This is a genomic window from Pantoea sp. C2G6 (genome assembly GCF_051336815.1).
Lineage (GTDB): Bacteria > Pseudomonadota > Gammaproteobacteria > Enterobacterales > Enterobacteriaceae > Pantoea.
Map to the genome: position 1 here is coordinate 273,694 of NZ_JBGMNJ010000004.1, position 10,747 is coordinate 284,440.

Genomic DNA, 10,747 nt, shown 5'->3' on the forward strand with positions numbered 1-10,747 from the left:
ATGTCACATCCGCTTTTCGACACCGGTTTTTATGGCCGTCTGCGCCAGCAGGCGGGCGCGCACTGGCACGCCTATGTCACCCATGATTTTGTGCAGCAGCTCGGTCAGGGAACCCTGCCCGCCGCCGCCTTTCGCCACTACCTGACCCAGGACTACCTGTTTCTGCTGCACTTCGCCCGCGCCTATGGCCTGCTGGTCAGCAAACTCTCGGACCCCGCCGCGTTGCGCAGCGCGGCGGCATCACTTAATGCCATCGTCAGCGAACTGCCGCTGCACCTCCGCTACTGCCAGCAGTGGGGAATCGATGAAGCGGACGTGGTGAGCCAGCCTGAGGCGATGGAAACCCTTAACTACACCCGCTACGTGCTGGATGTCGGCCACAGTGGAGATGCGCTGGAGCTGCTCACCGCGCTGATGCCGTGCGTCGCCGGTTACGCGGAAATCGGCCTGACGCTGCTCCGGCATCCCGATACCCGCTTCACCGGCAATCCTTACGCCGCCTGGATTGAAAATTATGGTGACGAGGGCTATCTCTCCGGGGTGCGCGCCTCGCTGTCGCTGTTTGAAAACCTGGCCCGGCAGTGCGCGGGGGAGCAACGCTTCGATCGGCTGGCGACGATCTTCACCACCGCCACGCAGCTGGAGTCCGCTTTCTGGCAAATGGGCCTGCGTCACGCCGCGGATACGGGGAGCAGCCGGTGATCCCCGCCTGCGCCGAAGCGCCGCCCGGCATTTCGATTCGCCAGCTCTCGCTGCGGGTGGGTCAGCAGCAGCTGTTCAGCCAGCTCAGTCTGGAGATCGCTGGCGGGACGTTTACCGCGTTGCTGGGGGCCAGCGGGGTCGGTAAAAGCAGCCTGATGCGGGTGATTGCCGGTCTGGCAGAGCCGACCGCCGGAGAGATCAGCGGCAGCGACGGCCTGCCGCTGGCCGGACGCATCGCCTGGATGAGCCAGCAGGATTTACTCTATCCCTGGCTGACCGTGGAGCAGAATGTCTGCCTCGCCAGTCGCCTGCGGGGGGAAAAAGCCGACCGCGAATGGGCGCACCATCTGCTGGCGCGGGTAGGACTGGCGCGCTACGCCAGCGCCCTGCCCGCCACGCTGTCGGGAGGGATGCGGCAGCGCGCCGCGCTGGCCCGTACCCTCTACAGCCGTCAGCCGATCGTGCTGATGGATGAGCCCTTCTCGGCGCTGGACGCCCTGACCCGCGCCCGCATCCAGACGCTGGCCGCTGAAGTGCTGGCCGGTCACACCGTACTGCTGATCACCCATGACCCAGCGGAAGCCTGTCGGCTCAGCCACCACCTGCTGGTGATTGGCAAAGCGGGCATCGAATCCTCTCCACCGCTGGCCGGTCAGCCGCCGCGCGCAGCCGATGACATCGGCCTGCTCCGCAGCCAGGCGGCGCTGCTGCAACAGCTGACCAGGGTGGCCGGATGAACCGCCATCAATTCACCGCGCTGCGCCGCGGGCTGACCCTCTCTGCCGGACTGATTGCGCTATGGTGGCTTGCGACGCTGACCTCGATTCCCGCCTTTCTGCTGCCCTCACCGGCAGCGGTGGCCGTGGCGCTGTGGCAAAACGCCAGCTATCTCGGCTACCACAGCCTGATGACCCTGAGCGAAATCCTCAGCGGCATGGCGCTTGGCGTGCTGCTGGGTGCGCTGCTGGCGCTGGGGATGACCTTTTCGCCCTGGCTGCAACGCTGGATGATGCCGCTGGTCATCACCAGTCAGGCGATTCCGGTGTTCGCGCTGGCTCCGCTGCTGGTGCTGTGGTTTGGCTTCGGCATGAGCGCCAAAGTGGCGATGGCGGTGCTGGTGATCTTCTTCCCGGTCACTTCCGCCTTTTTTGACGGCCTGCGCCGCGTCAGCCCCGGCTATCTCGATCTGGCGCGCACGCTGGGCGCATCACGCCGCGCTCAACTGCGCCACGTCCGGCTGATGGCCGCGCTGCCGGCGCTGGCGTCGGGCCTGCGCATGGCGGCGGCGGTGGCGCCGATTGGCGCGATTATTGGCGAGTGGGTCGGATCGGCTGAAGGACTCGGCTACGTGATGCTCAACGCCAACGCCCGGATGCAAAGTGACCTCTGTTTTGCCGCCCTGTTTATCCTGGTGCTGATGACGCTGCTGCTGTGGCTGATCGTCAACGCCCTGCTCCGTCGCCTGATTGTCTGGGCCCCTGAAAGCCCGTAATCCCTTAACTTACGAGAAAAAGCATGACTAAAATTTCGCTGTTTACCCTGATCTTCAGCGCCAGCTTAGCCAGTCAGGTTCAGGCGATGGAAAAGCTGACGCTGGTGCTCGACTGGTATATCAATCCCGACCATGCGCCCATCATGGTGGCGCAGCAGAGTGGCGCGTTTGCGGCGGAAGGTCTGGCGGTCACTATTGTTCCGCCCTCCGATCCGGCGCTGCCGCCGCGTCTGGTGGCGGCCGGGCAGGCCGATTTAGCCATTACCTATCAGCCGCAGCTTCATTTCTTCGCCGATCAGGGCTTGCCGCTGGTTCGGGTCGGCACCCTGATCAATAGCCCGCTGAACACGCTGATCACCCTGGATAAGGCAGTAAAAAAACCGGGCGATCTGAAAGGGAAAAACATCGGCTATTCGGTCAGTGGTATTGAGCAGGCTACGCTGGCGACCATGCTGAACCATGATGGCGTTAAAGCCGATCAGGTGAAGCTGGTCAACGTGAACTTTCAGCTCACCAGTGCGCTGCTGACCGGTAAAGTCGATGCGGTGATTGGCGGCTATCGCAATATCGAAGCGCTGGAGATGAAATTGCAGGGCAAAGATCCGGTGGTGTTCAATGTGGAAGATTATGGCGTGCCGGCCTATGACGAACTGATCATCGTCGCCAACCGTGATGAGGCCCACGCAGAAAAGATTAAAAAATTTATGCGGGCGCTGAAGAAGGGAAATGCTGAACTACAGGCGCATCCCGAAGCGAACTGGCAGGCCTTTGCCCGCGCCTATCCGCAGCTGAACACGCCGTTAAACCATCAGGCCTGGCGTGCCTCACTGCCGCTGTTCGCCCGCGACCCGGCAAAGCTGGATCGCGCACGCTATCAGGCGTATGAGCAGTTTCTGTTTGATAATAAACTGGTTAAAACCGTGACCCCGGTCGAGCGTTACGCCGTCGACAGCGAGTGAGGAAGCCGGCCCGCCGTTAAAGCCGCGGGCCGGAGAACCGCCTACAGGCGGGATTTCGGATAGAGCCAGTGTTCGATGTCGCTGGCCGGCAGCGGTTTAGAGAAGAAGTAGCCCTGGATTTGATCGCAACCGTAGGTTTTCAGTAAGGCCAGCGTCGCTTCTGTCTCCACACCTTCCGCCAGCACCACGTAGTTCAGCTCTTTCAGCATCTGAATAATCGATCTGACGATGATCCGGGAGGCGTCATCTTCGCCCATCCGGGAGATCAGCGAGCGGTCGATCTTAATCACATCCAGCGGAATATCCTGCAAATAGCTGATATTGCTGTAGCCGGTGCCGAAATCATCCAGCGAGATGACAAAGCCGTGCGATTTCAGCGCTTCCAGCCCTTTAATCGCCACGTCACTCTTGGTGATCAGCTCATTCTCCAGACACTCGATACCGAGGATAGCGGTCGGCAAACGGGCGGCCTCTAATTTCGCCACCAGCTGACTGGCAAAATCCGCTTTTGCGAAATCACGTTCGCTGACGTTGATGGAAACCGGGATCAGGCTGTACTCCCGATCCCAGCGCGCCAGTTGCTCCACCACATGATCGATCACCCAGTTGGTCAGATCGGAGATCAGGTTGGTTTTACCCGCCAGCGGAATGAACTCTGAGGGAAAAAGCTCGCCCCGCTCGGGATGGTTCCAGCGGATCAGCGCCTCCAGCCCGACGGTTTTACCGGTTTTCAGGCACACTTTCGGCTGCCAGGCCAGGTAAAGCTCTTCATTTTTGTTCAGCGCCTGGGCGAGGTCATTCATGATCATAAAATCATCGTTACGCCGCGTGTCGTAACTCTCGTCGAAAGACATCACGCCAACCTCTTCATCGATCGCCTTGTGCAGCGCGCTGACCGCCTGGCGTACCGTTTCGTTGGCATCCATCCGGGCCGGCACAAATTCACTTTCGCCGATGAAAACATCGAGGTCCAGGGTGATATTTTCGGCCAGATCCGCCTTCATGCCGTTGAACAGGTCGATCATGCTGTGAGGCGTATAGCCGCCCAGATAAGGCTGAATTATGGCGAACCGACCCGGCGCGAAGCTATAGAGCGTCTCCTCCGCGGGCAGGTTCAGCCGCTGCGCCACATCCTGCGCCATCTGTTTTAACAACTTCTCCATCGGCGCAATTCCCACCGCGCGCGAAAGCTCATAGGCGCGGGGAATATCGATGCAGTCCAGCAGGATCAGGCGGAAACGGCTGTGTGGCGCAATCAGCGTCAGTTGCTGAATGTCGCGGATTAAGCGGGGGCGATTGGGCAGATGCGTAATCACATCAACAAAACCGGCGTTATTCCAGGCTTCCAGGAAAGAAGTGACCAGCATCGCCAGCGATCTCAGCGTCGCGAGCTGATCCTCGGAAAAGGGATGGGGCTGGGTATCCGTCACACACAACGTACCCAGCATCGCGCCGTCGAGGTTCTGTAACGCCACACCGGCATAAAACCGGATGTGGGGATCACCTGTCACAAAAGGGTGCGAGACAAAACGCGCATCCAGCAGGGTGTCATAAATCACCAGATGACCGTCGCCATCAATCACGTGCCGACAAAGTGACTGCTCACGGGTCGATTGTTTAAGATCGAAATTCCGGGCCGCCTTGATGTACTGATTATGGTCATCAACAATCGAAATGAAGCTGCCTGAAATCCCTAACACCTGGCTGGCGAGATGGACAAACCTCTCCAGCACTTCATCCCGGGTCTCATCTGGCGACAGAAGTGCTTTAATCGCACTGAGACGCTTTACGTCACTGCCATTTTGCTCGTTATGCACTGAAGCCTCTCCTATGCAGGCGCAAAAACCGAAAAATAATTTAGCTCAATAGTGCTCAATTAGCGCCCAATTATCAGATAAATAGCGGCTCAATCTGACAGTACTTTCACAGCGAAACAGTGTCGCACGATATTTAATCGCTGTCGAAAGCATTTACGTCAATCTTTTACGCGCACAACCTGCGGCGATTCCGTACGGAAGCCCAGACCAATCAGACGACCGAGCAGAAAACGCAGAAACGGCAGGCGGCGGATTATCGCAGGAACTTTACTGCCCTGGGTCGTTTTTCGTCTGGCCTTGTTACGGCTCATTTTGATTTGCAGATACTGGGTCGCGACGGTAGGAAATTGCCGGCGCTTCTGCACCTTCTCCAGATCGCGCAGTTGCAGCTCCCCGGCCTGAAGCGGAGCGGTCAGGATATTCGCCGCGGCCACCGCGTCCTGGATCGCCAGATTCACCCCCACGCCACCAATCGGTGACATGGCATGGGCGGCGTCGCCAATGCAGAGGACGCCGGGTTTCGCCCACTTATCCAGCCGGTCGATGCGTATCGACAGCAGACTGAACGCCTCCCAGCTGCTGAGTTCCGCCATGCGCGCCACGCCAAAAGGTGACAGCGCCCCCACTTCCGCTTTGAAAGCCTCCAGCCCGGCCGCTTTTTTCGTTTCGAATTCGCCTTTGGGGATGGTCAGTCCGCACTGCCAGTAGTCGCCGCGATCGATAACGATAAAGTTCTGCCGCGGGCCTTTATGCCCCATCCCCAGATCGGGGTCCTGCGGTTGTCTGCTGAGGCGGAACCAGATGACATCCCGCGCCGCGCCAAACGCCTGCCCGGTCAGCCCTGCCGCTTCCCGCACCCTGGAGTGACGACCATCCGCGCCCACCACCAGCGGGCAGCGGATATGGAGCTGCTGGCTGCCGCGCGACGCCGTGACGCCGCGCACCACACCCTGTTCAGAGTAGAGCGCCTCGAATTGGGTCGATTGCAGCAGGCGATACCCCGCATAGCGGGCGCTCTGTTGCGCCATAAAATTGAGAAAATCCCACTGCGGCATAAAGGCGATAAAGCGGCACTGCACCGGCAGTCGGGAGAAATCCGCCATCGTGACGCTCTGACCGGCGATTTCCGCTTCCAGTTTTTCGGCGCGCTGATGCGGCAGCGTGAGAAACGCTTCCAGCAGACCGAGCTGATGCATGATCTCCAGCGTGGAGGGGTGAATGGTGTCACCGCGAAAGTCGTGCAGAAAGTCGGCGTGCTTTTCCAGCACCACCACGCGCAGGCCAGCGCGGACCAGCAGATAGCCGAGCATTAAACCCGCCGGGCCGCCGCCCACAATCGCGCAATCAGCGGTGATAATTTCAGTGGAATGTGGCTGCATGTCAGCTCCCTGTCGCGCCAGCATGGCGATGATAAATAGGTCCAACATGGCGACGTTGCCGCAGTCGGTCGATGGTGCTCTGTTCAGGCGAGTCAGCCAGGGTGAATTATACTCACTGAAACCCCATCAGGCCCGATGTTCTCCCGGAGGTGCTCATCATGAACGTGATCCGCCATGCCCTGCTGATTCTCTTATTCAGCGCCCCGCTGCTGACCAGCGCCGCGCCCTACGAAACGTTGCGCTTTGCTCTGCGTCAGCAGCAGATCGTTCAGGACCTGCGGCAGAAATGCCAGCTTCCGCCGGAGCTGTCCGATGAGGCGCTGCGCCAGCTGTTCCTTAACGATGAACAGAATAAGGCGTCACTGATCGCCGCGGCTCAGGCGTTAAAGAACCAGGATAAGCCAGCCTACCGCGAACGTATCGCGCAAGTGGTATGTCCACCCCACGCCAGCTGAGTGTGGAATGACATAAGATCTAAAACATTCATTGATCATGGCATTTTGTTTTCCCTGATCCACTCAGTAGACTAGATGGCTGGTCTGGTTTAATAAGAATGACTCTCAATGAATGAAGAATCACCGCAGCCGGTTTATGTTCCCCGCACTATTGCCGCGCGCAGCCGGATGTTCCGCGCGCTTCTCTATCGTGATAAAACCCCGCTGGCGATGCTGGTCTGCGCCGCGCTGGTCGGCAGCCTGGTTGGGCTGGCGGGGGTGGCCTTTGCCCGCGCCGTCGATGCAATACAGCAGTGGCGCGCCGATACCCTGACCCCGGCCCAGTTTAACGGCTGGTCGCTCTATGTTGCTGCCTTCGCCATCTCCGCAGTACTGGCGATGTTCGGCTATTACCTGGTGAAACGCTTTGCGCCTGAAGCGGGCGGCTCCGGCATTCCTGAAATTGAAGGAGCGCTGGAAGAGCTGCGACCGGTACGCTGGTGGCGGGTGATCCCGGTGAAGTTCTTCGGTGGCCTGGGCACGCTGGGTGCAGGTATGGTGCTGGGTCGGGAAGGACCGACCGTGCAGCTGGGGGGCAATATCGGCCGCATGATCATCGATATCATCGGGATGCGCAGCAATGAAGCGCGTCATACATTGCTGGCAACCGGTGCTGCGGCCGGTCTGGCGGCGGCGTTCAACGCCCCGCTGGCGGGCATTCTGTTTATTATTGAAGAGATGCGTCCGCAGTTCCGCTATAACCTGATTTCGATTAAAGCGGTGTTTACCGGCGTGATCATGGCGAGCATTGTGTTCCGCTGCTTTAACGGTGAACAGGCGGTGATTTCCGTCGGTAAGCTGGCGGACGCCCCGACAGAGACGCTGTGGCTCTACCTGGTGCTGGGGATGATCATCGGCATGGTGGGTGTGCTGTTTAACCGCATGATCTTTATCACTCAGGATCTGTTTGCACGCCTGTATGCCGGTAAAACAGCGCGTGTCCTGATGGCAGGTGCTCTGCTGGGCGGAGGATGTGGCGTGATGGCGTTGCTGTTCGCGCCCGGCGCAGGCGGAGGTTCAGCGCTGATCCCGCAGGCGGTACACGGCGTGTTCCCCCTTTCGCTGCTGCTGGTGATTTTTGTGGTCAGGCTGTTTACGACGCTGCTCTGTTTCAGTTCAGGCGCGCCGGGCGGTATTTTTGCCCCGATGCTGGCGTTAGGCACGCTGCTGGGCACCGCGTTTGGGGTTGCGATGATGGCGCTGTTTCCGTTTTATCAGCTGCAACCCGGTACCTTCGCGATTGCTGGCATGGGCGCGCTGTTCGCGGCGTCGGTGCGTGCGCCGCTTACCGGTATTGTGCTGGTGCTGGAGATGACCGATAACTATCAGCTGATTTTACCGATGATCATCACCTGTCTCGGTGCGACGTTGCTGGCGCAGTTCCTCGGCGGCAAACCGCTCTACTCCTCGATTCTGGCACGGACGCTGGCCCGTCAGGAGGCGGCCCGCCCATAACCGGATGGCCTGTCCTGATTTGTTACCCTGCGGCCCCGCTCAGGGTAACAAATCTTGTTACACCTCTACCCAGAACGGGTGCGCTAAAGCTCACGCAATGAATCTTTATCACTTATCCAGCGATCAGAAAAATAAACGCATTAAGCTGGTGCTTTTATTTCGGCCAGTAAAAACAAGAAAATAACGCAGCATGAAATAACACTATTATTTAGCTAAAACCAGACGGAGCGTAAAAGCGGAATAAAAAGAGGGAGATTGAATAAAGAAATGGAGTACTTAAGGAAATAACGGAGAGATAACAGTAATGCTGATAATAACAGGCCCCGGCAAAAATGCCGGGGCTGATGGTTAAAAAGTACGCCTGAGCGCCTTTTTAGTCGGACTTGCGTCCACCACCATGGCTGTTTTGGCCACCTTTCTTACCGGCTTCTGAAGCCTTCTCACGGTCATTAGCGAAGTTACCGCCGCTATGTTGCCCGCCTTTCTTACCTGCTTCAGATGCTTTTTCACGATCTTCTGCGAAGTTACCGGAACCACCACGATGCTCGGCCATAATTTCCTCCTGAACATATTGTCATTTGATTAATGGCAACCAGCATAATTCTATTACGCCAGCCGTTTTCGTGTTGCAGTGATAAGTCTAGCCAGACCTTAACGGGCTGCAAGTCTATTACAACAACTTCATAACCAATTATATTTAGCCGAAGCGACAAAGCGCAGTTAATAAGCAAAACGGCAAGCGGAAAAATTTTACTTCGCCTAATAACTTACCGCGCATTATTATTAATCTCACATCAGGCGCGGATTAACATATTCTTACTTTTCATTAAAAATTTAAATGCAGTGTAAAACGCAGCGGTGCACTGCTGGCCGGTTGGCTTACCCTGGGAGAGTGAGTGCCTCATCGCGGCGGCATCAGCCTGCTAAGCCCGTGAAAGGTTCATGCCGCGCCAGCAACAGAGCGACGGGAGTGGTTCGCAATGACTTTGCGCGGCCTCCTCGTTTTGCGGTTAGCGGTTGCTGCTTCCCTGGCTCAGCCATTATTTTCCCCTTGAATTATCGGGTCCTACAGACACAAAAAAAGCCCGCCGAAGCGAGGCTATGTTAGTACGGTAGCCTTACTCCCCTTTTCTCTTCATGAAGTAAAGGGTCAGGTCTTTACAGATGGAAATGCCGCCATAAGAACAAAATATAATTACGAAAAACTTTGCAACTTCACTCGGTAGAAAACCCATCCATCCATCATCAGGGAAAATATTTACCGAAGTTAGTAAAGCAGTGGCTGATAGTATCCCAGGGATAATACAAGCATTCTTTACCCTCTTTTCCCTACCAGGTACACTGTCCGCCATAGTCATTCCCTGTCCCCCCGCCATTTCCATTTCCGGTGGCAGCACAAGCTATTGCCCCTGCGACAATACCCCTTGCTACTCCACCCCATGAAGTTGAACCTGATACAACACCAGTGACAATGCTTGCTGCACATGGGTTATCTCTGATTACAGACCCCAAATCCAAACCGTTTGATTGAGTACCAACAAATCCGTTACCCTGCCTGCCATAGGAAGTGTGGCCCGCATTGATGCCTTTACTGCCTCCACTCTCGTAGTTACTGTGTCCATTTGCACCAGCAATCATTCCACATTGCGCATGAGTCAACATTTCCATATTTTTAACCCCAAAAAATTTTTTCATCCTGAAGTAACAAGGCGCAGCGCTGCTGATTTGTTATACCATTTTTTGTTTACTGTGCCAAAAATTAAAGTCTGGAAGTGCCTGACTTATTAATGGTTATATTAAACAACCACATAATCTATTTTTTAACGCTTAAATCTGCTTATGCACATAAGCCGACCTGTAAATACCATAAAATTATAAAAAGCAGGAATGCATAACACACTAATTATTGAGTTATGACAACATTGTTAATAATTCACATTGGTTTCATCAATACAACAGGCAACTGGACTATTCTGACAATCCGTTTTATCAACAGTGAGGCATTTAAATACTGAAATAGTCCAGGCATGGGCCTTTGCCCAGCCTTCGGAGGCATAAATGGCGGTGTATCGGATCAACCCACTGTCTGCTGAGCCTCTCCCGCTGCGGCATTATGATACTCGGGTCGGTTAAGCGATGACGAAGATACAGACATGGAATAAAATGACGCGGAGAGATAAGCCTGGAAGTGAACGAGTTGCCTGAGAAATGACTAAAATTGAGATTTTCATTCGAACCTTAATTATTTCAAAACGTCTCTTTATTGAATGACAGCTTTATTTTTAGGCTTAACTTTTTAGTTTTTATCAAAAAATCAGCAATGAATTTTCGTTTAAAATAAGCAGTTAAATAAAATAAACATTACTGAGAGTTTAAATTTACTTGTTATATGGGCTCTGATACAATCGCCCGCCGCACCTCTGGCATTGTAAAAATATATTTTTTATGG

At 55.9% G+C, this 10,747-nt stretch carries 9 protein-coding genes; 6 read left to right on the forward strand and 3 right to left on the reverse strand.

Annotated features, from left to right (window positions below; translation table 11 throughout):
* Genes tenA through ACCW71_RS08685 form a run of 4 tightly spaced genes read left to right on the forward strand, consistent with a single transcriptional unit; the run spans nt 1 to nt 3,153 of the window.
* Nucleotides 1-702: a thiaminase II gene (gene tenA, locus ACCW71_RS08670; protein WP_436370779.1), complete on the forward strand. Its 702-nt coding sequence runs from the start codon at nt 1-3 to the stop codon at nt 700-702.
* Nucleotides 699-1,439 (forward strand): ABC transporter ATP-binding protein, encoded by a 741-nt coding sequence (locus tag ACCW71_RS08675; protein ID WP_436370780.1) that lies wholly within the window; start codon nt 699-701, stop codon nt 1,437-1,439. The genes tenA and ACCW71_RS08675 overlap by 4 nt, the downstream gene beginning before the upstream one ends.
* Nucleotides 1,436-2,194: an ABC transporter permease gene (locus ACCW71_RS08680; RefSeq protein WP_436370781.1), complete on the forward strand. Its 759-nt coding sequence runs from the start codon at nt 1,436-1,438 to the stop codon at nt 2,192-2,194. Before ACCW71_RS08675 ends, ACCW71_RS08680 begins: the two co-directional genes overlap by 4 nt.
* Nucleotides 2,195-2,217: 23 nt before the next feature.
* Nucleotides 2,218-3,153, forward strand: a complete 936-nt coding sequence (locus ACCW71_RS08685) for an ABC transporter substrate-binding protein (protein WP_436370782.1) — start codon at nt 2,218-2,220, stop codon at nt 3,151-3,153.
* A gap of 41 nt (nt 3,154-3,194) precedes the next feature.
* Here the strand turns inward: ACCW71_RS08685 and ACCW71_RS08690 are convergent, their stop codons facing one another.
* Nucleotides 3,195-4,970 (reverse strand): sensor domain-containing phosphodiesterase, encoded by a 1,776-nt coding sequence (locus ACCW71_RS08690; RefSeq protein WP_436370783.1) that lies wholly within the window; start codon nt 4,968-4,970, stop codon nt 3,195-3,197.
* Between the two features lie 158 nt (nt 4,971-5,128).
* On the reverse strand, nt 5,129-6,349 hold the full coding sequence (locus tag ACCW71_RS08695; protein WP_436370798.1) for an FAD-dependent oxidoreductase: 1,221 nt from the start codon (nt 6,347-6,349) through the stop codon (nt 5,129-5,131).
* 158 nt (nt 6,350-6,507) lie between these two features.
* Here ACCW71_RS08695 and ACCW71_RS08700 point away from each other — a divergent pair, with 158 nt between their 5' ends.
* Both ACCW71_RS08700 and clcA read left to right on the forward strand, forming a co-directional pair.
* Nucleotides 6,508-6,804 carry a YicS family protein gene (locus tag ACCW71_RS08700; protein WP_436370784.1) on the forward strand — a complete coding sequence of 99 codons (297 nt, stop codon included), beginning with the start codon at nt 6,508-6,510 and terminating at the stop codon, nt 6,802-6,804.
* Nucleotides 6,805-6,912: 108 nt separating this feature from the next.
* Complete coding sequence (gene clcA / locus ACCW71_RS08705) at nt 6,913-8,298, forward strand: H(+)/Cl(-) exchange transporter ClcA (protein ID WP_436370785.1); 1,386 nt, start codon at nt 6,913-6,915, stop codon at nt 8,296-8,298.
* 373 nt (nt 8,299-8,671) lie between these two features.
* Here the strand turns inward: clcA and ACCW71_RS08710 are convergent, their stop codons facing one another.
* Nucleotides 8,672-8,851 (reverse strand): general stress protein, encoded by a 180-nt coding sequence (locus ACCW71_RS08710; protein ID WP_436370786.1) that lies wholly within the window; start codon nt 8,849-8,851, stop codon nt 8,672-8,674.
* Nucleotides 8,852-10,747: the final 1,896 nt, after the last annotated feature.

What these genes read in the sequence shown, in the direction of transcription:
- ACCW71_RS08710 (WP_436370786.1), bottom strand. Translation starts at nt 8,851, where the DNA reads ATGGCCGAGCATCGTGGTGGTTCCGGTAACTTCGCAGAAGATCGTGAA.
- ACCW71_RS08695 (WP_436370798.1), bottom strand. Translation starts at nt 6,349, where the DNA reads ATGCAGCCACATTCCACTGAAATTATCACCGCTGATTGCGCGATTGTG.
- tenA (WP_436370779.1), top strand. Translation starts at nt 1, where the DNA reads ATGTCACATCCGCTTTTCGACACCGGTTTTTATGGCCGTCTGCGCCAG.
- clcA (WP_436370785.1), top strand. Translation starts at nt 6,913, where the DNA reads ATGAATGAAGAATCACCGCAGCCGGTTTATGTTCCCCGCACTATTGCC.
- ACCW71_RS08700 (WP_436370784.1), top strand. Translation starts at nt 6,508, where the DNA reads ATGAACGTGATCCGCCATGCCCTGCTGATTCTCTTATTCAGCGCCCCG.
- ACCW71_RS08685 (WP_436370782.1), top strand. Translation starts at nt 2,218, where the DNA reads ATGACTAAAATTTCGCTGTTTACCCTGATCTTCAGCGCCAGCTTAGCC.
- ACCW71_RS08680 (WP_436370781.1), top strand. Translation starts at nt 1,436, where the DNA reads ATGAACCGCCATCAATTCACCGCGCTGCGCCGCGGGCTGACCCTCTCT.